Source organism: Martinezella miluonensis (genome assembly GCF_900094545.1).
In the GTDB taxonomy this organism is placed as follows: domain Bacteria; phylum Pseudomonadota; class Alphaproteobacteria; order Rhizobiales; family Rhizobiaceae; genus Rhizobium; species Rhizobium miluonense.
This window is the reverse complement of sequence record NZ_FMAH01000031.1, coordinates 1-24,430: the sequence shown is the minus strand read 5'-3', so window position 1 is coordinate 24,430 and position 24,430 is coordinate 1. Positions and strand designations below refer to the sequence as shown.

The window sequence follows — 24,430 nt, the reverse complement described above, 5'->3', positions numbered from 1 at the left end:
ACGATGCTACTCCGCCGGCAGTCCATGCGTAACACGGAACATGCTGCGATCCTGCGCACGCTTTTCCGGGCGGTGACGCGTCAGCGCCAGAATGAAGCCTGCGGTCACGCAGATCGCGGTCATCGACGAACCACCATAGGAAATCAGCGGCAGGGTCATGCCCTTGGCGGGCAGCAGCTGCAGGTTCACGCCGATATTGATGATCGACTGAATGCCGATCTGCAGCACCAGGCCGGCAACCGCGAAACGATTGAAGTCGTTCTTCTCCCTGTAGGCATGCGACAGGCCGCGCAGCACGAGGAAGGCGAAGACGCAGACGAGTACCATGCAGAAGATCACGCCGAACTCTTCTGCGGCCACCGAGAAGATGAAGTCGGTATGGGCGTCCGGGATGATCCGCTTGACGACGCCTTCGCCCGGGCCGACGCCGAACCAGTTGCCATGGACGATCGCCTGCTTGGCGGTATCGACCTGGAAGGTGTCGCCCTCACCGGTCATGAATTTATTGACGCGTTGCGCCACGTGATCGAAGACGTAATAGGCCGCAACGAAACCACCGGCGCCAAAGCCGCCAAGAACGATGATCCAGAGCCAGGGCATGCCGGCCATGAAGAACATGCCACCCCAGACGGCCGTCGTCAGGATCGTCTGTCCAAGGTCCGGCTGCGCGACGAGCAGCGCAACGACGATGCCGAACAGAATGATGGCAAAGAGATTGCCCGGAATTTCCGGCTGGCGCGCATGCTCGGCAAACAACCAGGCGCAGACGACGACGAAAGCGGGCTTCATGAATTCCGAAGGCTGGATCGACAGCGCCGCGATGTTGACCCAACGCCGCGAACCCTTGACCTCGATGCCGAAGAATAGCGCGAAAAGCATCATCGCCAGCGAAACGATCAGCAGGATGACCGCCGTGCGCCGTACCTGACGAGGCGACATGAACGAAATGCCGATCATCGCCGCGATCGCCGGAACGAGGAACAGGGCGTGGCGCTTGACGAAATGGAAAGGCTCAAGCCCGATGCGCTCTGCCACCGCCGGCGACGCCGCGAAGGAGAGCATGAAACCGATACCGATCAACAGGATGAAAAGGGCAAGGAATACACGGTCGATGGTCCAGAACCATTCGGCCAAGGCCCCACGTTCAACGCGGCTTACCATATCATTTGCCTCCAGTTGCTGAACCGATCAGCATGGTGACGCCCTCGATCGCAGCCACATGGCTGACGAACGCGTCACCCCTGACCTCGAAATTCTTATACTGATCGAAACTTGCGCAAGCCGGTGACAACATTACCGCCGCAGACTGATGCTCGTCCCCGTCCGCGTCCGCGGCCGCATGCGCCACCGCTCGCTCCAGCGTGCCGGAGATCTCGTAGGGCACCTGTTCACCGAGCGTTGCCGCAAAGGCAGGAGCAGCCTCACCGATCAGATAGGCTTTTGCGATGCGCGGAAAGAGCGGTGCGAGCGTCGTAATGCCACCCTCTTTCGGCAGACCGCCGGCAATCCAGTAGATATTCTCGTAGCTCGAAAGCGCCGGCGCCGCGGCATCCGCATTGGTTGCCTTGGAGTCGTTGACGAAGACGACCCGACCGCGCCGGCCAACGGGCTGCATGCGATGCTTGAGACCTGGGAAGGATTTCAACCCTGCGCGAATCTCATCGGCGGTGACGCCAACCGCAAGGCAAGCGGCAATCGCCGCTGCTGCATTTTGTGCGTTATGACCACCGCGCAAGGTTTGGATACCGTCGAGATCGGCGATCCCACTCGCTGCACCGTTCGATGCCCGCATGATGCGGCTGCCCTCGGCATAGAGACCATCCGCCAACGCATGCCGGCGCGAGATTCGCGTCACCTTGGTGCCCGCCCGCTCGATGCGATCGGCGACCAGCGAGGAATAGCTGTCATCGATACCGACGACTGCAACGCCACTGCCCGCAACGAGGCGCTCCTTGATATCGGCATAATGCTGCATGGTGCCATGCCGGTCGAGATGATCGGGCGTCAGATTCAGCAAAATACCGGCAGAAGGATCGAGCGTCGGCGCGAGATCGATCTGGTAGGAAGAGCATTCGACGACGTAGAAACGGCCGGCCTTCGGCGGGTCGAGCGTCAGGATTGCCGTACCGATATTACCGCCGAGCTGCGTATCGCGACCGCTCGATTGCAGGATATGAGCGATCAGGGCCGTTGTGGTCGACTTGCCGTTCGTTCCAGTGATAGCGATGAATGGACAATCCGGCGCATGCGCTCGCCGCTCGCGCACGAAGAGTTCGACATCGCCGACGACTTCCACGCCAGCGGCATGTGCGAGATCGACCGTCCAGTGCGGCTTCGGATGCGTCAGCGGTACGCCCGGCGACAAGACGAAGACCGACAGGGCATTCCAATCGATCGTCCTGAGATCGGCAACCGGGATGCCCTCGGCCGCCGCATTGCCCACGCTGTCGGGATTGTCATCCCAGGCCGTGACCTCGGCGCCACCGGCAACAAGCGCACGCGCCGTCGCAAAGCCCGAACCGCCAAGACCGAAGAGTGCGACCTTCTTTCCTTTCAGCGTGGTGACAGGGATCATCGGAGCCTCACCGCAGCTTCAGGGTGGAGAGACCGATCATCGCCAGAATGACTGCGACGATCCAGAAACGAACAACCACCTGGCTTTCCGTCCAGCCCTTCTTCTCGAAGTGATGGTGGATCGGCGCCATCAGGAACACCCGGCGCTTCGTCATCTTGAAGAAGCCAACCTGGATGATGACCGAAAGCGCTTCGACGACGAAGAGACCGCCGATGATCGCCATGACGATCTCATGCTTCGTAGCGACAGCAACCGAGCCGATCATGCCGCCCAGCGCCAAAGAACCGGTATCGCCCATGAAGATTGCGGCCGGCGGCGCATTGAACCAGAGGAATCCGAGGCCGGCGCCGATGACAGCACCGAGAACGACGGCCAATTCGCCCGTGCCCGGCACGAAATTGATCGCGAGGTAGTCGGCGAAGACGAAGTTGCCGGCGAGATAGGCGATGACGCCGAAGGACGCAGCCGCGATCATGACCGGCACGATCGCAAGCCCGTCAAGACCGTCGGTCAGGTTGACGGCATTGCCAGCGGCTACGATGACGAAGGCACCGAAGAATACGAAGAACATGCCGAGATTGAGCAGCAGGTTCTTGAAGAAGGGGAAAGCGACCGACGAGCCGAAGGTCGAGCCGGCGGGACCGGAAGACAGTGCGGTCGTCATCATGAAGTACACGGCGATCGCCGCGATGACGAATTCGATGCCCAGGCGCGCGCGACCGGAGAAACCCTTGTCGCTCTGCTTCGTCACCTTCAGATAATCGTCATAGAAGCCAATGGCGCCAAATCCGAGCGTAACGAGCAGCGTGGCGACTACGTAGACATTGGCCAGATCCGCCCAAAGCAGCGACGACACAACGATGCCAGCAAGGATCATCAGGCCGCCCATGGTCGGCGTGCCCGCCTTCTTGAAGTGTGTCTGAGGACCATCCGCGCGAATCGGCTGTCCCTTACCCTGGCGCACGCGCAGCGAAGAGATGATTCGCGGTCCGAAAAGGAAGACGATCAACGCTGAGGTAAACAGAGCACCGCCGGTACGGAACGTGATGTATCTGAACAGATTGAGGAATCTGAAATGTGTACTGAAAAATTGAATATGGTCCGACAGTTCGGCTAGCCAAATCAGCATAAGAGCCCTTTCTAAAGCCCCTGATGGGTGCGGGTGCCCGTGTCGGAAAATGCGGGAAACTTGTCAAGCAAGCCGGCCACGATCTTTCCAAACTTCATCCCCAACGACGATTTCACCATCAACACGTCGCCAGGGGCGACCGAGTTGAGCGCGAATTCCGAGAGTTCCTCCGTCGTCTCACGATATTCGACATGAACACTTTCCGGCAGCTCATCCCTCAAAGCCGCCATCTCCGGACCCGCCAGCCAGACATGCTCGATACCGGCCGCCAAAAGCGGTCCGGCAAGGTTTGCATGAACCTGCTGGGCGTAATCCCCCATTTCCAACATGTCGCCGAGGACGGCGATCCGCCTGCCCGTCCGACCGCCGACACCCGCATTCGGCAATGTCGTCGCCAGCAGCCCGATGGCTGCGCGCATGGAAGCGGGATTGGCATTGTAGCTCTCATCGATCAGCGTGAAGTAGCCATTGCCGATCGCGCGTTTATGGCGCTGCCCTCTGCCCTTTTCCGGCTGCAGGTCCGCCAGCGCCGCGACAGCCTGGTCAAGATCCGCCTCGACGATCATGACAGCGCCGAGCACGGCAAGCGCATTCTCGGCGATGTGACGACCCGGCGCACCGATCGCCACTTCCAGCGTCTCGCCGCCGATGGTCAGCCAGAGAGTCGAGTTCTCTTCCGAGGCATTGAATTCGGCGAGACGCACATCGGCCTTGGCATGCTGGCCGAAGCTGTGAATGTGTTCGATGCCTGCCGCCGTCGCTGCGCGCTCCAGCATCTCGAACTGGTCGTTGTCGTGGTTGAGGATGGCATGCCCGCCGGGCACCACGCCGTCGAAAATCTCGGCCTTGGCTGCGGCGATCTCGCCAATGCTGTTGAAATTGCCCAGATGTGCCGGCGCAATCGTGGTGATGATGGCGACATCCGGCTGCACCATCTTTGCGAGCGGCCTGATCTCCTCGGCATGGTTCATGCCGATTTCGAAAACGCCGAAATCCGTATCTTCGGGCATGCGTGCAAGAGTGAGCGGCACGCCCCAATGATTGTTGAAGGAGGCAACGGAGGCATGCACCTTGCCCGATGGTGTCAGCGCACGGCGCAGCATCTCTTTCGTGGTCGTCTTGCCCACGGATCCGGTGACGGCGATGATCTTGGCCTGCGTACGCTGACGAGCCGCAACGCCCAGCCGCGCCAAAGCCGCCAACACATCATCCACGACGACCTTCGGCACGGTCAGGCTGCCCATTGCAGGCAGACGCGCCTCGCTGATGACGATAAAGGCCGCGCCGTTCGCCATGGCGACATTGGCATAGTCGTGACCATCGACACGATCGCCCTTGATGGCGAAAAAGGCCTCGCCCGGCTTGATGGAGCGACTGTCTATGGAAATGCCCGTAATGCCGGCAGGCAGCGATCCGACGAAGCGGCCCGAGATTGCAGCGATCAGATCCTCAGTTGTCCATAGCCAGCTCAAGACTTCAATTCCTCCAATGCTTTGCGCAGTTCGGCATGATCGGAGAAAGGCAGCGTTACGCCGCCGATCGTCTGCCCTTCCTCATGCCCCTTGCCGGCGACGATCAGCGTGTCGCCGGATTTCAGCATGCCGACGCCCTTGTGGATAGCTTCGGCGCGATCGCCGACCTCCGTGGCGCAGGCAGCCGCTGCCATAATTTCCGCGCGGATAACAGCCGGATCTTCGGAACGCGGATTGTCGTCGGTCACGACGACCACATCGGCGAGACGGCAGGCGATTTCGCCCATGATCGGGCGCTTGCCACGATCGCGGTCGCCACCGCAGCCGAAGACGACGATGACGCGGCCGGTCGTGAACGGCCGCACCGAATTCAGGACGTTTTCCAGCGCGTCCGGCTTGTGAGCGTAGTCGACATAGGCAAGCGCGCCGTCATGTGTATGACCGACGAGCTCGAGACGGCCGGATGCGCCGACGAGCTTCTCCAGCGCCGCCATTGCAACCGACACGGCAACACCCGTCGATATGGCAAGACCGGCAGCGACAAGCGCATTGGCAACCTGGAAATCGCCCGCCAGCGGGATATGGATTTCGAAAATCTCATCGCCGACATGGACTTCGGCGATCTGCTTGTGGCGGAAATGCTCGACGCGCTTCAGCGTCAGGAAATCGCCCTTGCGTCCCACCGTGCGCACATCTTGCCCGGCGGCACGAGCTGCAGCGATCGCCTGCTCCGACCAGACATCATCGGCAAAGATCACCGCCGGCGAACCTTTCGGCAGCAGATCTCTGAACAGCCGCATCTTGGCGGCCATGTAGTCCTCGACCGTCGGATGGTAGTCCATGTGGTCGCGACCGAGATTGGTAAAGGCGGCGGCGGCGAGCTTGACGCCATCGAGCCGGAATTGATCGAGGCCGTGGCTGGAGGCTTCCATCGCCGCATGGGTGACGCCTTCGTCGGCAAGTTCGGCAAGCAGCGCGTGCAGCGACGCCGGATCCGGTGTCGTCAACGAGCCATAATCGTTGCGGGTCGGCGACACCACGCCCGTCGTGCCGATCATCGCGGCTGGGTGTCCGGCAAAGGCCCAGATCTGCCGAGTGAAGGATGCGACCGAAGTCTTGCCTGCGGTGCCGGTCACTGCAACCATGGTCTCCGGCTGACGTCCGTAGAAACGGGAGGCGGCAACCGCAAGAAACCGGCGCGGCTCGGATACCCGCAGCAAGGGCACACCGTTCGCGGCGCCTCCAGGCCCCGCAACGATGACGGAAGCGCCGCGTGAAACAGCATCGGCGATGAAGCTTGCTCCATCAGCCTTCGTGCCGGCGACGGCAACAAAGGCCATGCCCGGCGATACCTGTCGGCTGTCGGCAGAAATCCCGACTATCTCGAGATCGCCAAGCGCTCCGTCAATCTGTGTGTTGAGTTCCGGAAATCCATCTCCGGCAATATCCCGCAGTTTCATCGAATGTACTTTTCGCTCTTGATCGACCCGCCCTCTCGCGAATCGACCCGTGTATTCTTTCACGCTTAATAAGACGCCAGCAAGGCCGAGTTATCTTTTCCAAAGCTGGGTTGTACTCCGAGGATGGGCGCAGCTCTGGCGATGATGTCGCGGGCGATCGGCAGTGCCGTAAAGGCCGAGATCGTGCCGCCGCCGCGCTCGCCGCTCTTCGGCTCATCGATGAAGGTCATGACCATATATTGCGGATTGTCGATCGGGAACGCCGCCAGGAAGCTGTTGAAGTTCAGCGTATGCGAATAGCGACCGTTGACGACCTTGTCGGCCGTGCCGGTCTTGCTGCCGACATTATAGCCGGGAACACGGGCGTTCCGGCCGGAGCCACGGGTGCCGTTAAATTCGAGCAGGTAACGAACGTCGTCGCTGGTGCTCTTCTTGACCACCATCTTTGCGATCGAATCGGCTTGATCACGCGAACGAGGCAGGAAGGTCGGCTCGATCAGCTTGCCGCCGTTGACCAACGCTGCCGCTGCAACCGCAGTCTGCAGCGGTGTGGTCGAGACGCCGTGGCCGAAGGAAATGGTGATCGAGTTGATCTTCTTCCAGACGCGAGGCTGGCTCGGCGCCTTCACCTCAGGCAATTCGGTGTCCATCTTGTTGAGCAGGCCCAGGCGGGTCAGAAATTCCTTGTGCGCGTCGATCCCGACAAGATCGGCGATCTTCGCCGTACCGATGTTCGACGAATACTGGAAGATTTCCGGAACGCTCAGCACGCGACGCTGGCCATGGAAGTCATGAATGGTAAAGCCGCCGATGCGGATCGGGTTCGTCGCATCGAAAGCGTCGCGCAAGCTGATCTTACCGGAATCGAGCGCCATCGCCATGGTGAAGGTCTTGAAAGTCGATCCCATTTCGAACGTGCCGTTCGTCATGCGATTGAGCCATCCCTCGCTGGCGCCTTCGTTCGGATAGTTCGGATCGAAGTCGGGAGCCGAGGCCATGCCCAGCACCTCGCCGGTGTGCACGTCGATCACCGCTGCGCCTGCACCCTTCGCCTGGAAGTTCTTGACGGCGTTGACGACCGCGTCGCGGACGATGCCCTGCACACGCAGATCGATCGAAAGCTTCACCGGCTGCAGCGGCTGGTCGTTGGTCATGCCTGCGGCTGCCAGATCGGCGAGGCCCTGATTATCGATGTATTTCTCCATCCCGGCAACGCCGCGATTGTCGATGTTGACATAGCCGAGAATATGGGGGGCGGTCGTGCCGCCCGGATAGAAGCGACGCTTCTCGGGACGGAAGCCGATTCCGGGGATGCCAAGCGCCAGGATCTGGCTCTGCTGCTTCGGCGTCAGTTGCCGGCGAAGCCAGGCAAAATGCGAGTTTTTGGCAGCAAGCTTCCTGTAAGTGGACTTCGCATCGAGATCCGGCAGGACCTTGCGCAGCTCTTCGACGGCCTCGTCGGCATCGATGATCTTGTTCGGCTCGGCAAACAGCGAGACGGTACGGATGTCGGTTGCCAGCAGAGCGCCATTGCGGTCGACGATATCTGGGCGCGAGGCCATCAGGCGATCCGGCGGCAGAATGCTGGAGGTGGTGTCGGGCGGCGTCATGGCGAACTGGGCAAGCCGGCCGCCGATCACGCAATAGATAGCGATGAAGCTACCCACCAGCAGAACAACGCGGCTTTTGGCCTGATTGGCCTTGCGCTTGCGCGCCCCTTCGAACCGCGAACGGGAAAAACCATCGCTCGGTCGATTGTTGCCGTCGGTGGAGAAATGCGCCTTGCTCTTCAAGACCATGATGCGGGAAAGGAAAGACATTATTCAGCCACCGATCCCGTTGCGATGTTGTCGATTTCCGGCTTCTTGCGCTTGGCCAAGGCGGGCGTCTTCGGCCGAGGCGCCGGAGCGGACGCAACGTCGGCGATGGCCTTTCTGATCTGCGCGTCGGTCGTGTCACCATTCTTGGAGGCTGCAGCGGCAAGCCCCTTGGAACCGACCGGCTTGCCGCTCTTGCCGCTGTCCTTCGCATCCGCCACGATTGGCGGCGGAACCTGCGAGCGCAGCATCGGCAGCTCGCTCGGCTGAACGATGGACGTCGAAAGGGTCGGCTGCAGCTGAAGCTCTTTGCTGTAGTTGTTGACCAGACGCTCGAGGCGGTTCGGCTGCGAGACCAAGGCCCAGTCGGCCTTGAGGAGTTCGATCGTGTCCTTCTCGAGCTTGATATCGGCCTCGAGACGACGAACCTCTTCCAGCTTCAACTCAGCCCGGTGCTTGATCGTATAGGTCACGCTGGCCATCGCCGTCATGACGCCAATCAGCACGATGTCAAAAGTCTTCAGCATATCAACCTCCGAGCTTTCCGAGACTGGCGAGATTGGGCAGATCGAAGATCGAGAGATCGGCGGCCTCGGCGGGCGCCGTGGTGCGAAGGCCGGCACGCAATTTGGCCGAGCGCGCCCGCGGATTGGCTTCCGCCTCCGCATCGCTGGCTGAAACCATCGACTTACCGATGGCATCGAAGGTTGCCGCCCGCTCATGCACCATCGGCATGTGGCGGGATCCGGCAGCACGGCCGGAGCGATCGGCAAAGAACTTCTTGACGATCCGGTCTTCCAGGGAATGGAAGGTTACGACAACCAGGCGCCCGCCCGGCTTGAGCGCGCGCTCGGCGGCAAACAGCGCCTGAGCCAGTTCGCCGAGCTCGTCGTTGACGAAGATGCGCAATGCCTGGAAGACGCGCGTGGCAGGATGGATCTTATCCTTGGCCTTTCGCGGCGTCACGATCTCGATCAGACCGGCGAGGTCGCGGGTGGTCACGAAGGGAGCCTCGGCACGCCGCTTTTCGATGGCATGCGCGATCCGCGGCGCCTGTTTTTCCTCGCCCAGAAACGCGAAGATGCGAATGAGATCCGCCAGTTTGGCACGATTGACGACATCGGCCGCCGACACGCCGCTTGCCGACATGCGCATGTCCAGCGGGCCGCTCTTATTGAAGGAAAAGCCGCGCTCCGCCTCATCGATCTGCATGGAAGAGACGCCGATATCGAGCACGACGCCATCGAGACCGCCGGCGGGCGCATGATCGGAGAGCTGAGAGAACTGCGACTGAATGAGCTTGAGCCGACCCCCATGAGCCGCGACGATCGCCTGCCCAGCCGAAATCGCCGTCGGATCGCGATCGAGCGCGATCACATCGGCACCACCAGCCAGGATAGCCGAGGTATAGCCACCCGCGCCGAACGTTCCATCGAGAATGATCTTGCCAGGTGCGGGGGCCAGCGCCTCGAGCACTTCGGAAAGGAGAACCGGAATGTGACGAACCGGTCCGCCACCGGCATCAGAAGAACCTCCGCCTGAATTCGCCACCATTCCGCTTCCCCGTTCTATTCCGAGCGCCTGCCCGCCAGCCTGCGCTCCTCTCGTGCCTGCGCCTGCAAAGCCAGAAAGGCTTCCGGTCGCCACAATTGAAAATGATCCGCCCGACCGACGAAGGTCACTTCGCCTGCAATTCCGGTGAAGTCGCGGATGAAATCCGTGACCATCAGCCGCCCTTCCGCATCGAGCTTCACGAAGACCCCGCCCCCATGAATGAGGAGCGACATCTGGTTCGCCGCCGGCGAAAAAGGATCGTCCGCCGCGATCTGCCGTTCGAAGCGATCGAGCAGATCGAGACCGCCGACACTGATCGCCGGAAAAACAAAATCCTGGAAGCAATAAAGCTCCTGAATATTGCGCTCGGCCAGTACGGAACGAAACGCCGCCGGCACGGAAACCCGCCCCTTGGCATCGATCCGTTTGGTCGCATTTGACAGGAAGCGGTTCATGACCCGAAACACCCGTTCCCCATGACCCGCGTGCAATCATGCGCTCGCAGACACAGCCAAAATCGGACACAGCTTCGCAAACCGAAAGAGCCGACGCCCCTTCGACACTCCCGGAACGGGAGCATTCACGGCTTTGCGATGATTGGGCTCTGATTTGCCCGTATGCAGTGTTCGTTTGGGATACCATGGGACCATATGGGCGTCAATGGGATGAAGCCACGTCAGCCATGGCAACAGCTCGAATATTCATAAGCCGTTAAGTTTAACGAAAGGTTAGGATCACCTTCAGCGGACACCCCGAAACGGATTGTTTTCACAGGCGAAAACTCTTGCCCGCAACAACAGGAAACCCCGGAAAACCAGGGCATCCAAAGGCTCCCGAAATTATTTTGAGAGAGCGAAAGCGCCCTTGTTGAAGGGACGTGTTGATTTGCCAGTTGGCCTGTAAGCCGGGTTCTGTATGGCTCCGGCCGAGGCCGGAACGTGGCAGCCATTCATCTGGGACGGCGCTTGCGCGACGCCTCTTGCAACCCACCCGGATGACCGGCCCGGAAACAGGCTGGAGCGCTTGCGCGCTCCGCGTCATCCCTATTCGGTTTTGCTCCCGGTGGGGTTTTCCGTGCCGTCGCTGTTTCCAGAGACGCGGTGGGCTCTTACCCCACCCTTTCACCCTTACCCGGTCACAAGACCGGGCGGTTTGCTTTCTGTGGCACTTTCCCTGAGGTTACCCTCGCCGGACGTTATCCGGCACCGTGTTTCCGTGGAGCCCGGACTTTCCTCACCTCATCGCCTTTCGGCATTGATGAAGCGCGGCTGCCCGGCCAACTGGCACTGGCTCATTAACCGAGACTTCAGGCAATTGCCACCGAAATATGCGGCTTTGCCCCGGCCCAATATCAGTTGCTGAAATGCGCTGAAAAATCCGTGCTGTAGCCTTCGTCTTTGATTCGACCTGCGAGCAGAAGCTCCGCTCCTAACCGGCCGATCTCATCGGAACTCTTGGCGGCAGTACCGCAACCGCCGGTCAAAACCGCCAGACGTGGCGACGATGTATAGCCGATCATCGGGTAGCCAGTTGGCGAATAGGAAACGGCACAGGAATTGGTGAAAGCCGGCGGGCGAGCTGCACTCGGAACAAGCTGATGGAATATCCGCACCAGATGCTCGCGCGCCTTGTCGCGGCCGTGCGTGCGGAACCACGCACGCAGCCGCGTCTCGTTTTCAAACTGAAGATCGTCCGGATCACCGCCGATCTTGATGTAATACCTGCCATCCGGATAACGGATCGGCGGCAGCATATAGATGCTGTCCACGTCGCCTGGCGTCACCGAAATTAGAGAGGGCATGCCGGAAAGCGCTTCGGCTTCGCTTTCGCTCACCTCGAAAAAGGTGACCGTGCGGCCATAAACCTTCATCTCAACAGGTCGCTGCAAGAGATTCTCGGCAATGGAGAAACCGCCGGCGGCCAGCAGCACTTTTTCGGCGCTGAAAGTCTCGCCCTCGGCGGTCGTCACAACGGCGAGGCCGGCCTCATCGCGGATCGACAGGGCAGTCTGCTTGATCACGCGCGCCCCGGCCTTTTCCGCCAGCAGCGACTGCGCCTTCACCAGCCGGCGTGGGCTGATATGGCCAGCACCATACGGTTCAAACACCCCTTCGCTTCCTGACGCAAAGGAGAAGAAGGGAAACTTCGCCTTAAGCCCGGCATCGTCGAGGATATCAGTTCGAACGCCGAGCCGCCCGGCTGCTTCGACGACATCGTCGACATAAGTGGTTTCGCTTCCCCGCTTCGGGCCGGTGACGAGGCAGCCGACGGGCGCATAGAATTGGATGCCGCTATCCCGTTCGATTTCCGCGTAGCGGCTGATCGAACGATTTGCGAGGCGGGCCCAATCCTGGTCCGGATCGATCGTCCGGGTAATGCGGCCCTCGTCATAATGGCTGCCGAAGACGCCCCCATGGCTATCGCGGTTCTCGGGTTCATCAGGCCCGATGACAGCAATGCCGTCCGTTTGCCTGGCCAGATGACGGGCGGCAGCTGCCCCCATCATACCCCGACCGACGACGATGAACCTGAAATCCGCTGCCATGCTACAACCCTCGCAAATGATGGTCGTTCGATAACATGGAAAGCGATTCCGCCCTACCCGCTACCTTGAGCATGACGTCAGTTCAGAAGCGCCAAGACCTTGCCGCAATAACGCTTCGAAACCGGGTTCATGCGCGTGGCGCCATGACCGGCATTGTATTTCAGGATGGTATTGCAGGTCGGGCCACCGCCGAGGTTCTGCGCCATGGCTAGATATTTCATGCCGAACTTGATGTTCGTCTCGGGATCGTAAAGCCCCTTGGCACGACCGGAATAGCCCATCAGCCGCGCCGTTGCCGGCTTGATCTGCATCAGGCCGATTTCCCCGGCGCTTCCGTGCGTTTTTGGATTGAAGTTGCTTTCGATCTTAATGACGGCCTTCGCCAGATCGACGGACACGCCGTTCTGCTTGGCATATTTGGTAATCAGTGCGGAGTAATGATCTTGCCGTACGAAGGAATCTTCGGCGCTACGCATTTCGGTGGGAACATTGGGCGTTGGAAAGCCGGTGGTGCGGCTGACAGTCTTGAGAGGAGCGGTCCGTTGCTTTGCATCAAGCGGTCCCGCAAAGGCACAATTATAGCCCACCAGCAGCATGCCCACGCACGCTGCTGCCGCAACAATCAAATTTTTCATGTAGTCTTTTGTCTCCGGGCGCGGGACTGCGGACAGCCTCAAGCCGTCCGTCCGGTTGGAGGCAAAAAGAGCCACCGGAGTGCACAGTCCCCATTTGTCGTCTACGACCGCGCGACACACAAACCAGACGGCGCGGCCGCCGTTCAGTGAGCGCCGTTAGATCAACGTAATGCGGAGATAATAGGGAAAAGCTGTGGCATAGCAGGGAGTTACGCACTTTATGGATCATAGCCAGCTATGGATATCGCCGCCGGCGACCGCGTCTTTATGAAAAGCGAGGCAATGCGGACAGAAGGCGGTGAAGCGTATCGATCGTGGAAAAATCGGCGATACCGTCAATACGCTCGGGGCGAAAATGGCGCTGGAAGGCCTCGACATCGCCCTTCAGTTTCTCTGAAAATTCGCCTGTGATTTCAGTTCCGTACCCGTAGAGCGAGAGCATGGACTGCAAGGCCTCGATCGGCTGCCCGGCATCGCCCTTCTGGAAGAAGCGCCCGCCGGTAATGGCAGCCGGCTCAACCCAGTGCCCGACACCTTCAGCCGCAAGCCGAGCCCAGGGGAATTTTTCACCCGGATCGACCTTGCGCACAGGGGCTACATCGGAGTGCCCAAGCACCCGTTCAGGCGCAATTGCCCAGCGTTGGCCGCAATCGTGACACAGTTCGATAACCGCTTCGATCTGCGCATCAGGAAATTCAGGCAGTCCGCCGGGATGGCCGGCATTGGCTATTTCAATGCCGATCGACCGTGAGTTGATGTCGATGTCGCCATGCCACGAGCTCTTGCCCGCATGCCAGGCACGCCGCTCTTCGGGAACGAGCTGAACGATGCGTCCATCCTCGAAAACGAAGTAGTGGCTCGACACCTGGCTCTCCGGGCGACAGAGCCAATCCAGCGCTCCCTCGGCCGTGCCCATGCCGGTATAGTGCAGAAGGATGATGTCTGGTCGAACACCATCGCGCCGTTCGCCGTGGTTCGGCGACGGCTGTACCTTGGCGCGAGCGAAATCGGCCTTAAATGCATTCATGCTGCGCGGCGTTCTTTCTCGATCTCGGCATAAGCCGCATTCAAAGCTGCCATGCGCTCGTTGGCGATGGCATGGAACTCCTCCGGCACGCCGCGCGATACGAGGCGATCTGGATGATTCTCATAGACGAGACCATGATAACGGCGGCGGATCGTCGGAAAATCGTCCTGGCGAGATACACCGAGCACCTTGTAGGGATCGCGGCCACCGGCGTTCACATGCCGCGCCATGATCTGGTCGAACCGACCCTCGCTCATATGGAATATCTGAGCAACGTGCTGCAGGAAATCCATTTCCTTTTCGTGAATCAGACCATCCGCCTTGGCGATATGGAACAAGCCATCGAGCACGTCTTCCAATACAGGGCAATTCTTGGTGCAGGTCTCGCAAAGCGTCGACAGCCGCTCCGCATAAGCTTCGTAGCCCGCCACGTCCTGCCGTGCCAGATTATAAAGGCGGGCAACATTCTTGGCCTGGTCCGGCGGAAATTCGAAAATCTCGCGAAACGCGTTGACCTCGTTTTCGGTCACAATGCCGTCCGCTTTCGCCATCTTGGCGGAAAGCGCGATGATCGCGACGGAAAAGGCCACCTTGCGGCGGGTTTCCGGATCGCCTTCGAACACGGTGCGAATAGCCTCGACCACCGCCGATAGGGCATTGCCAGCAGTGCTACCAATAGCATTCAGCAATTTTTCCCAAAACGACATAAGCGGTTCCGCAGGCTCTCATAAACTATGGGACACCTTGACCAAATAATGCCTGCCATTGCAAGCGGTCCATTCGTCGCAAGGCCGAAAACACTTTTCACAATTTGGTAATGATGCCGTGTATCAGGCTCGCGCCCACAGCCGAGCGCGAACACGGCCCGACCAAGCCTGAGCGGCAAAACAAACCGCGGATTTCTTAAATTCTTTACTTTACAGCCATGCACGCCTGTCGCATCCATTCCGACGGCAACCATCGAAATGACGCAGCTTGACTGCAAGGAGGATCTCCATGGCCAAACAGAAAGTCGCAATGCTTACAGCCGGCGGATTGGCGCCCTGCCTTTCTTCCGCGGTTGGCGGGCTTATCCAGCGCTATACCGACGTGGCGCCGGAGATCGACATCATCGCCTATCGTTCTGGCTACCAGGGTGTTCTGCTGGCTGACAGCATCGGGGTGACGCCGGCCATGCGCGACCGCGCCCACCTTCTGCACCGCTACGGCGGCTCGCCGATCGGCAACAGCCGCGTCAAACTCACCAATGCCGCCGACTGCGTGAAGCGCGGCCTGGTCAAGGAAGGCGAAAACCCGCTGCGCGTCGCAGCCGAACGCCTCGCAGCCGATGGCATCACCATTCTTCATACGATTGGCGGTGACGACACCAATACGACCGCGGCTGATCTCGCCGCCTATCTCGACGCCAATGGCTACAACCTGACCGTCGTCGGCCTGCCGAAAACGGTCGACAACGACGTCGTGCCGATCCGCCAGTCTCTCGGCGCCTGGACGGCAGCCGAAGTCGGCGCGCATTTCTTCGACAATATCAGCAACGAACAGACCGCTGCCCCACGTACTTTGGTCATTCATGAAGTCATGGGCCGTCACTGTGGCTGGCTGACGGCGGCCACAGCCCGCGCCTATATCCAGAAGACCAGCGCCAACGAATATGTCGAAGGCTTCATGATGAATGCCGCGATGAAGAGCATCGACGGCCTCTACCTGCCGGAAATGGCCTTCAATATCGAGGCGGAAGGCGAGCGGCTGCGGAAAATCATGGAGAAGACCGGCCAGGTGACCCTGTTCGTATCGGAAGGCGCCGCCCTCGACGCCATCGTCGCCGAGCGCGAAGCCGCCGGCGAGACCATCAAGCGCGATGCCTTCGGCCATGTGAAGATCGACACGATCAACGTCGGCGGCTGGTTCCAGAAGCAGTTTGCCTCGATCATCGGCGCCGAGCGCTCCATGGTGCAGAAATCGGGTTATTTCGCCCGCTCCGCACCGGCAAACGGCGATGATCTCCGCCTTATCCAGGGCATGGTCGATCTCGCGGTCGAAAGCGCCCTCAACAAGGTGTCCGGCGTCACCGGCCACGACGAAGGCCAGGGTGGCAAGCTGCGCGTCATCGAATTCCCCCGCATCAAGGGCGGAAAGGCATTCGACATGTCCGCGCCTTGGTTCGCCGACGTGATGGCGCATATCGGGCAGAAATACACACAAGCCTGACTGATCGGCGATCAATCGGCCTGATCGCTGATCAAGCGGCCCGATTCATAATCAGGCGGATTGACTGATCGTCAATCCGATGTCTTTGCTGGCGGCGAAAAAGGAATAGGGGAGGATTCCATGTCCATCGAAACCTGGCTCGCTTTCGCCGCCGCATCCTGCATTATGCTGGCCATACCGGGGCCGACCATTCTCCTTGTCATCTCTTATGCGCTTGGCCATGGCCGCAAAACGGCCTTGGCGACAGTCACCGGCGTCACGCTCGGCGACTTCACGGCGATGACAGCTTCCCTGGCCGGCCTGGGCGCCCTCCTCGCCGCCTCGGCGACCTTGTTCACGATTCTGAAGCTGATCGGCGCAGCCTATCTAGTCTTCCTCGGAATCAAGCTCTGGCGGGCTCCAATTGTGACCGGCCCGATGGGCGATAACGACAATCTTCCGGAAGAAAAACCGTTAAAGATTATGTTGCACGCTTATGTTGTAACGGCTCTCAACCCGAAGAGCATCGTCTTCTTCATCGCTTTCGTGCCGCAGTTCCTCGACATGTCGAAGCCATTTCTTGAGCAAACGCTTATTTTGGAGGCAACTTTCCTCACTCTGGCGGCATTGAATTCACTGATTTACGTCTTTGTCGCCGACATGGCGCGCGGGTTTATTCGCAAGGCAAACGTGCAACGCGCCGTTAACCGAACCGGCGGAACCCTGTTGATTGCAGCCGGCGCAGTGACCGCCGGATACCGCCGGATGGCTGCTTGACGCCGTCCAGGGTTGCGGCGCGATCACGGATAGGTTAATGGGGATTCATAATTTTATCGATCCTGTGACCGAATTGTGAGGTCCTGTGACCGAATTGCATCGCAAATTAGGTTTGGTTTTTTCGAAAGTGACAGAATGGTAGCGATCGGATTTCCCAGCCTGAAGCGCAGCGTTGCCTTATCGGCAATGATGTGCGGCGCTCTCGCAGGGTGTGCAAGCACTCAGCAGCAGCAGACGTCTCAGGCAGAACTCCCGTCGGCACACACCAACGTGCCGCATCCGAATACGACCCTGACCGCAACTGGCGCCGCCGCGCCCGCAGGCGGCGTAGCAATGGCAGCAGTAGCACCTGGTTTCATCGGGCCGCAGCTGCCGCAACAGGCGGTAATGGCAAAATCCGGTCGCGTGGCTGCCGGTACGGTCAACCGGCAGCAGATCGACGCCGCGCAGTCCCGTTTCGGCCAGCCGACGGTAGCGGCAGCGAACGGAGCGAGCGTTGCCATCGCCGCTGCGACGGGCGCGCCTGCGGCCAATACGACGGCAGCGGCCGCCTATGCCGCCTCCGACGTGCCGCTCGTTCCTTCCGTCGTCGCAATTCCGGTGCCCAACCCGGCGCGTCCCGGTGATGCTGCGATGATGCCGGTCTCCGGCCCCATTGCGCAGGCAGAACCGACGATCCCGATGACGTCGGACATCGCTGCCATCCAGGTCGCCGTGCCGACCCCGCGCCCCGATCCGGCTGCGCAGACAGAAGTCGCCTTTGCAACGCCGGCGCAGATCGGTGCGCTACGCTATGCGGATAACCGCGCGCATTACGACTTCAACTTCGACAGCACCGGACCGACGGTCGTGCCGGCTGTCATGACCACCCAGAATTATGATTCCGACGTTCCCACAGAGCAAAAGGGTTACGTCTCGAAGCTGATTCAGAAATACGCCAAGCTTTACGAGATCCCGGAATCGCTGATCCATCGCGTCGTTCACCGCGAAAGCCGCTATAATCCGAAGGCCTATAACAGGGCCGGCTATTTCGGCCTGATGCAGATCAAATACAACACGGCCAAGTCGATGGGCTACGAAGGCCCGCCGTCCGGTCTGCTCGACGCCGAGACCAACATCAAATATGCCGCGAAATACCTGCGCGGCGCGTGGATGACGGCGGACAGCAAGGCCCAGAACAAGGAAGCCAGCGCCGTTCAGCTCTATGCTCGAGGCTACTACTACGATGCCAAGCGCAAGGGTCTGTCGGACGTCGCCAACGGCAATTACTGATTTTACCGAAGCATCTTGAAAGCCGGCCTAGTTTGTGGCCGGCTTTATCACATCCATGATCCGCTTCAGCAGGATTTGCGGCCGGTAATCGGCCCAGGATGGCGTCAGTCCCATACGAACCACGACGAGATTGGCTGATGGAACGATCGCGATGGTCTGGCCATCGTGACCGGTCAGCCAGAACGTATCCGCCGGCAAGCCGAACTGAGCGTTCGAGCCGCCGGGGCCTGCGAGCCAGGCCTGAACCTGCGAGTAAACGCCTTCGGATGCTGTCGTCGGCGTGCGCATGGCGCCAACGAAGCCCTCCGGCAGAAGACGGCTCCCCTTCCAGACGCCATCCTGCAGCAGAAATTGGCCGAAGCGCGCCCAATCGCGCGCGTTGGCATAGAGATAGGAGCTGCCCACATAAGTTCCGCGTTCATCGGCCTCAAGAACGGCGCTGTGCATGCCGAGCGGCCCGAAAAGCGCTTCGCGCGGATAGGATATCGCAGCGCTCAGGTTCGGCAGCCGGTTCATCCAGAGCCGCGAGAGCAATATCCCGGTGCCGCTGGAATAGCTGAAGCGTTCGCCTGGCGCTGATACCTGACGCGCGTTGGCTGCGATACTCGTCGTATCCGGATCGAGGTAGAGCATGCGGGTTACATCGGAAACGTTGCCATAGGACTCGTTGAAGGCAAGGCCGCTCTCCATGGCGAGAAGGTCGCTGAGCTTGATCTCCTTGCGCGCATCGGCGCTCCATTGCGGAAGGAGATTCTTGTCGTCGAAAGACATGCGGCCGGCCAGCATGAGGCGACCGATAATGGCGGCATTGACGGTTTTCGTCATAGACCAGCCAATCAGGGGCGTAGCCTTACTGAAGCCGTCGCCATAAGCTTCGGCCACGATATGCCCATCCTTGACCACGACGACGGCGCGCATGGCGGGGCCGGCAAGATCGGGATTCGCCACGATATTGGCAAGCTTGGTGCCCTCTTCGCCCTCGGCGAGATTGACGGTGTCTCCGTCCGGCCACAGCGCATCGTTCTTCGGAGACTTGACCTTGTTCAGGAAGACAGCGCTGCGTGCCGCCTGCAGATCGCCGTCCGGCACTGCCGTGCAGCCGAGCGCTCCGCGATAAAGAGCATAGTTAGGAGCGAACATCCCGAGGAAACGCGCCCTGACCACGCCATCGTCCCGATCGACTGAAACCTGTATGAGCTTCAGTGCCGGATTTCCGGGAGCCTGCACATCGTCAGCCAGCACCTGAGTCGGATCCCGTTTGGCGACGAATGTGTTGGAGCAGACAATCTTGGCGGCATAGCCATCGCCGACCTTCAGCAGTTCCGGCGGCGAAACGGAAAGCCACACGGCTCCGCCTGCGACAATGATCAGCAGCAAAACAACAACTGCTACGATCACTCTCGAAATCAAACGCATGTCACATACCCTCCTAAAGGTAGGCGGAGACAATCAGGAAACGGTGCAAGAAGAAAGCCCCATCGCCGCCGGCACTCCTGAAATATGTGCAGCAGCGCATTTCCGCCGGATATTCCAACAGTCTGCGTCATCAGACTGTAGCATTGCCGGGTTACACGCCCTGAACCTTAAAAAACGGTAACAAGACTCAGATGACGGAATTCGCCCCGGATGCCGGTCTCCAGAAGAACCGGAAACTCAAGGACGCTCTGCTGCAGCATAAGGCACTCTCCAAAGCTGGCCTCTCCGAGCGCCTCTTTGGGATGCTGTTTTCCGGCCTCGTCTATCCGCAGATCTGGGAGGATCCGGATGTCGACATGCAGGCGATGGAGCTTCAGCCGCATCACCGCATCGTCACCATCGGCTCCGGCGGCTGCAATATGCTTGCCTACCTCTCTCAGAGCCCGGCCTCGATTGATGTTGTCGACCTTAACCGTCATCATATCGCGCTGAACAAGCTGAAGCTCGCAGCCTTCCGGCTGCTGCCCGGCCATTCCGATCTGGTGCGCTTCTTCGCGACGCCGGATGCTGCCGCAAACAGCCAGGCCTACGACCTGCACATCGCACCGCGGCTGGATGCAGCCACGGCTTCCTACTGGGACGGCCGCGACCTCTACGGCCGCCGCCGCGTTACGGTCTTCAACCGCAACATCTACAAGACCGGCCTGCTCGGCCGCTTCATCGGCGCGGCCCATGTGCTCGCGCGCCTGCATGGCGTCCGGCTTGCCAAGATGACGGAAGCCCGCACCCTGCGCGAACAGCGGCAGTTCTTCGAAAACGAAATCGCTCCGATCTTCGATCGGCGGGCGGTTCGCTGGCTGCTCGGCCGCAAGAGCTCGCTCTTCGGTCTCGGCATCCCGCCGCAGCAATATGACGAACTTGCGAGCCTTGCCGGAGACGATTCCATCTCGGCCGTGCTCAAGCACCGCTTGGAAAAGCTCGCCTGCCATTTCCCGATGCGCGACAATTATTTTGCGTGGCAGGCCTTCGCACGCCGCTATGCAGGTCAGCATCAGGGGCCTCTGCCCACCTATCTGAAGCCCGAGCATTATGCTGCCATCCGCGCTAATGCCGATCGCGTCGACGTGCACCATGCCAACTTCACCGAGCTGCTTGCCTCGAAGCCGGCCGCCTCTCGCGACCGCTACATCCTGCTCGATGCGCAGGATTGGATGACTGACGAGCAGCTCAACAGCCTCTGGGCGGAGATCACCCGCACGGCGCGCGAAGGCGCCCGCGTCATCTTCCGCACCGCGGCCGAAAAGAGCATCATCGAAGGCCGTCTCTCTCCGGCAATCCGCGATCAGTGGGTCTATTTCGAAGAACGTTCGCAAGAGCTCAATGCACTCGATCGTTCTGCCATCTACGGCGGCTTCCACATCTACGGGAAAAAAGCGTGAGCCAGGCGGATACCGGCATAGAGACCAGTTCCAACAACCATGCCAGGCTGATGGACGGCATGTACCGTTATCAGCGTCACATCTACGATCTGACGCGCAAATACTACCTCTTCGGCCGCGACCGCACGATAGCGCAACTGAACGTGCCCGTTGGCGGCTCGCTGCTTGAAGTCGGTTGCGGCACTGGCCGCAACATGCTGCTGGCTTATCGGAACTTCCCTTCCGCAAGGCTCTATGGCCTGGACATTTCGCAGGAGATGTTGATTTCCGCGCGCCGGAATTTTCGCGGCCTGAAGCAGATGCCGGATTTTCGCGTCGCCGATGCCACCGCCTTTTCGCCCACTGACTTCAATGTCGATGGCTTCGACCGCGTGATGGTTTCCTACGCGCTGTCGATGATTCCCGACTGGAAAAGCGCCATCGATGCGTCGCTCGATGCCGTGGCACCCGGCGGTGAACTCCACATCGTCGATTTCGGTCAGCAGGAAGGCTTGCCGAGCTGGTTCCAAGCTCTTCTCAAGGGATGGCTGAGAAAGTTCCACGTCACCCCACGCGCCGATCTCCTCACTGTGCTGCAGGAAAAGGCGCAAGCGCGGGGCATGTCTCTCAAGACCGAAAAAATCGGGCGGGGTTATGCCTGGCGAGCCGTCGTCGCCAAGCAGGCTTGAACAACAGCTATTTTCAGCGCTAAATCACAGGCCGGAAGCCATCAAGCATGAGAATTTGCTTGAAGATAACGCATTTTTTACGTTGATATGGTGAATAAAGTGGCAAGACCAGCTGGCTACGGTATGGTCTGCCGCTCTTTCGGATTCTCGGGGACCATATTACGGAAGCCAAGTCTTGGGGCAGCAAGATCACTCGCGCCATAACAGGATACCCATGCGCCGGCTTCTGGCATGTCTACTGCCGCTCGCTCTTTTCTTGAATGGCTGCACGACGGGCTATGACGCCCTTTCGACAACGTCCCTTCCCAAAACCAAGTTCAGCGATACCAAGCCGCAGGATTTCGGCCGCGATCATCCGGAGCGCCACCCCATCCACGGCATCGATATCTCCAAATGGCAGGGCGATATCGACTGGAAAACCGTCAAGAGCTCGGGAGTTGCCTTCGTCTTCATCAAGGCGACGGAAGGCAAGGACAGGATCGATCCGCGCTTCACCGAATATTGGAATGAAGCGAGCGCCGCAGGACTTCTGCACGCGCCCTATCATTTCTTCTATTTCTGCTCCACCGCCGACGAGCAGGCCGATTGGTTCATCCGCAATGTGCCGAAGGATGCCATGGCGCTTCCGCCTGTCGTCGATGTCGAATGGAATCCAGGATCCCCGACCTGCAAGACCAGACCGGACCCGGAAACGGTGCGAACGGAAATCAAGCGGTTTATGGATCGCCTCCAAGCCTATTACGGCAAGCGCCCGATCATCTACACATCGGTCGATTTCCACCGCCAGAACCTTGTCGGTTACTTCAAGGACTATCACTTCTGGGTTCGCTCGGTGGCAAAACATCCCAAAGAGATTTACGCGGACCGCACCTGGGCCTTCTGGCAATATACATCCACAGGTATCATTCCCGGCATCAAAGGCCCGACGGATATCAATGTCTTTGCCGGCTCCGAGCAAAATTGGCACAACTGGGTGGCGGCAGTACAGAAGCAAGGAAATTCTTGAGACTGATGCCACTTCTCTCTTGCTAATGTCACAATCTTCTGTGAAAGCGACCCTATTCTATCACTAGAGAGGATCGTTCATGGACCGTCACACCATTCGACGCAGCGCGCTCGCGTTGATCTTCGCTTCAGCCATGGCCGGCTCTGCGATCGCTCAGAGTGCGGCTCCGGCAGCAGTACCGCCCGCAAGTAGCGCGGCCACGCCGAAGCCAGCCTGCGGTGGTGATCTTGCAGCCTTCCTGGCCGGCGTGAAAGCCGAGGCGATTGCCGATGGCGCCGACGCCGCGTCCGCCGACAAGACGCTGGCCGGCGCGCAGATCGACCAGAAGGTCCTCGCCATGGACCGCAGCCAGGGCGTGTTCCGCCAGACCTTCCTCGAATTTTCGCAACGTACCGTCAGCCAAGGTCGCCTGGATATCGGCCGTCAGAAGATGAAGCAGTATGCCGACGTCTTCGCCAAGGCTGAACAGGACTATGGCGTTCCTGCCGGCGTCATTACCGCCTTCTGGGCGATGGAAACCGATTTCGGCGCCGTTCAGGGCAATTTCAACACCCGCAACGCCCTGGTCACTCTCGCCCACGACTGCCGCAGGCCGGAATTCTTCCGCCCGCGCCTGATCGCGCTGATCGAGCTGGTGCAGCGTGGCGATGTCGACCCCGCAACCACGACGGGTGCATGGGCCGGCGAAATCGGCCAGACACAGATGCTGCCGCCCGATATCATCGCCTACGGCACCGACGGCGATGGCGACGGTCACGTCAACCTGAAGACAAGCGCGCCCGACGTCATCCTGACCACGGCGAGATTCCTCCAGCATCTCGGCTTCATTCGTGGCCAGCCCTGGCTGCAGGAGGTTGCGGTACCGGACAATCTGCCCTGGGAGAAATCCGGCATCGGCGGCCCGCTCACGGCCGGGGACTGGTTCAAGCTTGGCGTCAAGCCGCGCGATGGAGATACGAATTTCGCGTCGCTGCCGGCCGCCCTCATCCTGCCGCAGGGCCGCAAGGGGCCGGCGTTTCTGACCTATCCGAACTACAACACCTATCTCGGATGGAACCAGTCGTTCATCTACACGACGTCGGCCGCCTATTTCGCCACCCGCTTCGCCGGTGCTCCTCCCTACAGCAAGGGTGCGCCTGAGCCAGGCCTGAACGATGTCGACATGAAGGCGCTTCAGACTAAGCTCGTGGCGCGCGGCTACGATGTCGGCAAGATCGACGGTATCCTCGGCTCGGGTACGCGTGTCGCCATCCAGAAGGAACAGTTCCGCCTGGGCATGCCAGCCGATGGCTGGGCGACGTCTGCGCTGCTCAACGGTCTCTGAGCACTTCAACATTCCTATCGAAGAGGCGGCCAGCGCAGCCTGTGTGGAAACGTTTGGAGGCTCCGGTTTGACCGGGGCCTCTTTTGGTTTCTGGGTCTATGCGGGTTTTGATGTTATGTTTATGGTG

General features: G+C 60.1%; 21 protein-coding genes and 1 other RNA gene. 7 read left to right on the top strand and 15 right to left on the bottom strand.

The window, feature by feature from the left end:
* Positions 1–6: 6 nt before the first annotated feature.
* The 14 genes from ftsW to GA0061102_RS21985 form a co-directional block, all read right to left on the bottom strand.
* A complete protein-coding gene (ftsW, locus tag GA0061102_RS22050) occupies positions 7–1,161 on the bottom strand; it encodes a putative lipid II flippase FtsW (protein ID WP_092853229.1) in 1,155 nt (384 codons plus the stop codon).
* A gap of 1 nt (position 1,162) precedes the next feature.
* Positions 1,163–2,575 carry a UDP-N-acetylmuramoyl-L-alanine--D-glutamate ligase gene (murD, locus tag GA0061102_RS22045; protein ID WP_092853227.1) on the bottom strand — a complete coding sequence of 471 codons (1,413 nt, stop codon included), beginning with the start codon at positions 2,573–2,575 and terminating at the stop codon, positions 1,163–1,165.
* A 7-nt stretch (positions 2,576–2,582) separates the two neighbouring features.
* Complete coding sequence (gene mraY / locus GA0061102_RS22040; RefSeq protein ID WP_004116058.1) at positions 2,583–3,704, bottom strand: phospho-N-acetylmuramoyl-pentapeptide-transferase; 1,122 nt, start codon at positions 3,702–3,704, stop codon at positions 2,583–2,585.
* Positions 3,705–3,715: 11 nt separating this feature from the next.
* Positions 3,716–5,176 (bottom strand): UDP-N-acetylmuramoylalanyl-D-glutamyl-2,6-diaminopimelate--D-alanyl-D-alanine ligase, encoded by a 1,461-nt coding sequence (locus tag GA0061102_RS22035; protein ID WP_092853225.1) that lies wholly within the window; start codon positions 5,174–5,176, stop codon positions 3,716–3,718.
* The gene (locus tag GA0061102_RS22030; RefSeq protein WP_092853223.1) at positions 5,173–6,636 is read right to left on the bottom strand and encodes a UDP-N-acetylmuramoyl-L-alanyl-D-glutamate--2,6-diaminopimelate ligase; all 1,464 of its coding nucleotides are present in this window, start codon (positions 6,634–6,636) and stop codon (positions 5,173–5,175) included. Before GA0061102_RS22030 ends, GA0061102_RS22035 begins: the two co-directional genes overlap by 4 nt.
* A gap of 65 nt (positions 6,637–6,701) precedes the next feature.
* Positions 6,702–8,456 (bottom strand): peptidoglycan D,D-transpeptidase FtsI family protein, encoded by a 1,755-nt coding sequence (locus GA0061102_RS22025; RefSeq protein WP_092853221.1) that lies wholly within the window; start codon positions 8,454–8,456, stop codon positions 6,702–6,704.
* On the bottom strand, positions 8,456–8,980 hold the full coding sequence (gene ftsL / locus GA0061102_RS22020; RefSeq protein ID WP_092853219.1) for a cell division protein FtsL: 525 nt from the start codon (positions 8,978–8,980) through the stop codon (positions 8,456–8,458). Before ftsL ends, GA0061102_RS22025 begins: the two co-directional genes overlap by 1 nt.
* 1 nt (position 8,981) lies before the next feature.
* Entirely contained in the window at positions 8,982–10,007 is a 1,026-nt protein-coding gene (gene rsmH / locus GA0061102_RS22015) for a 16S rRNA (cytosine(1402)-N(4))-methyltransferase RsmH (protein WP_092853217.1), read from the bottom strand.
* A gap of 14 nt (positions 10,008–10,021) precedes the next feature.
* Positions 10,022–10,462: a division/cell wall cluster transcriptional repressor MraZ gene (gene mraZ, locus GA0061102_RS22010; protein ID WP_092853215.1), complete on the bottom strand. Its 441-nt coding sequence runs from the start codon at positions 10,460–10,462 to the stop codon at positions 10,022–10,024.
* 429 nt (positions 10,463–10,891) lie between these two features.
* Positions 10,892–11,291, bottom strand: an RNA gene (rnpB, locus tag GA0061102_RS22005) — RNase P RNA component class A.
* A gap of 67 nt (positions 11,292–11,358) precedes the next feature.
* A complete protein-coding gene (locus tag GA0061102_RS22000) occupies positions 11,359–12,552 on the bottom strand; it encodes an NAD(P)/FAD-dependent oxidoreductase (protein WP_092853213.1) in 1,194 nt (397 codons plus the stop codon).
* A 77-nt stretch (positions 12,553–12,629) separates the two neighbouring features.
* Positions 12,630–13,187 carry a lytic transglycosylase domain-containing protein gene (locus GA0061102_RS21995; RefSeq protein ID WP_092853211.1) on the bottom strand — a complete coding sequence of 186 codons (558 nt, stop codon included), beginning with the start codon at positions 13,185–13,187 and terminating at the stop codon, positions 12,630–12,632.
* A gap of 265 nt (positions 13,188–13,452) precedes the next feature.
* On the bottom strand, positions 13,453–14,214 hold the full coding sequence (locus GA0061102_RS21990; RefSeq protein ID WP_092853209.1) for an N-acetylmuramoyl-L-alanine amidase: 762 nt from the start codon (positions 14,212–14,214) through the stop codon (positions 13,453–13,455).
* Complete coding sequence (locus GA0061102_RS21985; RefSeq protein WP_092853207.1) at positions 14,211–14,921, bottom strand: J domain-containing protein; 711 nt, start codon at positions 14,919–14,921, stop codon at positions 14,211–14,213. Before GA0061102_RS21985 ends, GA0061102_RS21990 begins: the two co-directional genes overlap by 4 nt.
* A 289-nt stretch (positions 14,922–15,210) precedes the next feature.
* On the opposite strand from GA0061102_RS21985, the gene GA0061102_RS21980 reads away from it, so the two are divergent.
* The 3 genes from GA0061102_RS21980 to GA0061102_RS21970 all read left to right on the top strand — a co-directional run bounded on the left by GA0061102_RS21980 (position 15,211) and on the right by GA0061102_RS21970 (position 18,450).
* Positions 15,211–16,422 (top strand): pyrophosphate--fructose-6-phosphate 1-phosphotransferase, encoded by a 1,212-nt coding sequence (locus tag GA0061102_RS21980; protein ID WP_092853205.1) that lies wholly within the window; start codon positions 15,211–15,213, stop codon positions 16,420–16,422.
* Positions 16,423–16,542: 120 nt separating this feature from the next.
* The gene (locus GA0061102_RS21975; RefSeq protein ID WP_092853203.1) at positions 16,543–17,178 is read left to right on the top strand and encodes a LysE family translocator; all 636 of its coding nucleotides are present in this window, start codon (positions 16,543–16,545) and stop codon (positions 17,176–17,178) included.
* A 135-nt stretch (positions 17,179–17,313) separates the two neighbouring features.
* Positions 17,314–18,450: a lytic transglycosylase domain-containing protein gene (locus tag GA0061102_RS21970; protein ID WP_092853201.1), complete on the top strand. Its 1,137-nt coding sequence runs from the start codon at positions 17,314–17,316 to the stop codon at positions 18,448–18,450.
* Positions 18,451–18,477: 27 nt separating this feature from the next.
* Here GA0061102_RS21970 and GA0061102_RS21965 read toward each other — a convergent pair whose 3' ends face one another.
* Positions 18,478–19,866: a serine hydrolase domain-containing protein gene (locus tag GA0061102_RS21965; protein ID WP_092853199.1), complete on the bottom strand. Its 1,389-nt coding sequence runs from the start codon at positions 19,864–19,866 to the stop codon at positions 18,478–18,480.
* A gap of 191 nt (positions 19,867–20,057) precedes the next feature.
* Between GA0061102_RS21965 and GA0061102_RS21960 the strand changes: the two genes are divergently transcribed.
* From GA0061102_RS21960 to GA0061102_RS21945, 4 genes are all read left to right on the top strand, one after another.
* On the top strand, positions 20,058–21,305 hold the full coding sequence (locus tag GA0061102_RS21960; protein ID WP_092853197.1) for a BtaA family protein: 1,248 nt from the start codon (positions 20,058–20,060) through the stop codon (positions 21,303–21,305).
* Entirely contained in the window at positions 21,302–21,973 is a 672-nt protein-coding gene (locus GA0061102_RS21955; protein WP_092853195.1) for a class I SAM-dependent methyltransferase, read from the top strand. The genes GA0061102_RS21960 and GA0061102_RS21955 overlap by 4 nt, the downstream gene beginning before the upstream one ends.
* 214 nt (positions 21,974–22,187) lie before the next feature.
* A complete protein-coding gene (locus GA0061102_RS21950; protein WP_092853193.1) occupies positions 22,188–22,979 on the top strand; it encodes a glycoside hydrolase family 25 protein in 792 nt (263 codons plus the stop codon).
* A 79-nt stretch (positions 22,980–23,058) separates the two neighbouring features.
* Positions 23,059–24,303 carry a lytic murein transglycosylase gene (locus GA0061102_RS21945; RefSeq protein WP_092853191.1) on the top strand — a complete coding sequence of 415 codons (1,245 nt, stop codon included), beginning with the start codon at positions 23,059–23,061 and terminating at the stop codon, positions 24,301–24,303.
* Positions 24,304–24,430 lie beyond the last annotated feature (127 nt).

Excerpts from the sequence above, each read along its gene's own strand:
- rsmH (WP_092853217.1), bottom strand. The coding sequence starts at position 10,007 with ATGGTGGCGAATTCAGGCGGAGGTTCTTCTGATGCCGGTGGCGGACCG.
- GA0061102_RS21950 (WP_092853193.1), top strand. The coding sequence starts at position 22,188 with ATGCGCCGGCTTCTGGCATGTCTACTGCCGCTCGCTCTTTTCTTGAAT.
- GA0061102_RS21990 (WP_092853209.1), bottom strand. The coding sequence starts at position 14,214 with ATGAATGCATTTAAGGCCGATTTCGCTCGCGCCAAGGTACAGCCGTCG.
- GA0061102_RS21960 (WP_092853197.1), top strand. The coding sequence starts at position 20,058 with ATGACGGAATTCGCCCCGGATGCCGGTCTCCAGAAGAACCGGAAACTC.
- GA0061102_RS21945 (WP_092853191.1), top strand. The coding sequence starts at position 23,059 with ATGGACCGTCACACCATTCGACGCAGCGCGCTCGCGTTGATCTTCGCT.
- ftsW (WP_092853229.1), bottom strand. The coding sequence starts at position 1,161 with ATGGTAAGCCGCGTTGAACGTGGGGCCTTGGCCGAATGGTTCTGGACC.
- mraY (WP_004116058.1), bottom strand. The coding sequence starts at position 3,704 with ATGCTGATTTGGCTAGCCGAACTGTCGGACCATATTCAATTTTTCAGT.
- GA0061102_RS22030 (WP_092853223.1), bottom strand. The coding sequence starts at position 6,636 with ATGAAACTGCGGGATATTGCCGGAGATGGATTTCCGGAACTCAACACA.
- GA0061102_RS22000 (WP_092853213.1), bottom strand. The coding sequence starts at position 12,552 with ATGGCAGCGGATTTCAGGTTCATCGTCGTCGGTCGGGGTATGATGGGG.
- GA0061102_RS21995 (WP_092853211.1), bottom strand. The coding sequence starts at position 13,187 with ATGAAAAATTTGATTGTTGCGGCAGCAGCGTGCGTGGGCATGCTGCTG.
- GA0061102_RS21965 (WP_092853199.1), bottom strand. The coding sequence starts at position 19,866 with ATGCGTTTGATTTCGAGAGTGATCGTAGCAGTTGTTGTTTTGCTGCTG.
- GA0061102_RS21980 (WP_092853205.1), top strand. The coding sequence starts at position 15,211 with ATGGCCAAACAGAAAGTCGCAATGCTTACAGCCGGCGGATTGGCGCCC.
- GA0061102_RS21975 (WP_092853203.1), top strand. The coding sequence starts at position 16,543 with ATGTCCATCGAAACCTGGCTCGCTTTCGCCGCCGCATCCTGCATTATG.
- GA0061102_RS22025 (WP_092853221.1), bottom strand. The coding sequence starts at position 8,456 with ATGTCTTTCCTTTCCCGCATCATGGTCTTGAAGAGCAAGGCGCATTTC.
- ftsL (WP_092853219.1), bottom strand. The coding sequence starts at position 8,980 with ATGCTGAAGACTTTTGACATCGTGCTGATTGGCGTCATGACGGCGATG.
- murD (WP_092853227.1), bottom strand. The coding sequence starts at position 2,575 with ATGATCCCTGTCACCACGCTGAAAGGAAAGAAGGTCGCACTCTTCGGT.
- GA0061102_RS21985 (WP_092853207.1), bottom strand. The coding sequence starts at position 14,921 with ATGTCGTTTTGGGAAAAATTGCTGAATGCTATTGGTAGCACTGCTGGC.
- mraZ (WP_092853215.1), bottom strand. The coding sequence starts at position 10,462 with ATGAACCGCTTCCTGTCAAATGCGACCAAACGGATCGATGCCAAGGGG.
- GA0061102_RS21970 (WP_092853201.1), top strand. The coding sequence starts at position 17,314 with ATGGTAGCGATCGGATTTCCCAGCCTGAAGCGCAGCGTTGCCTTATCG.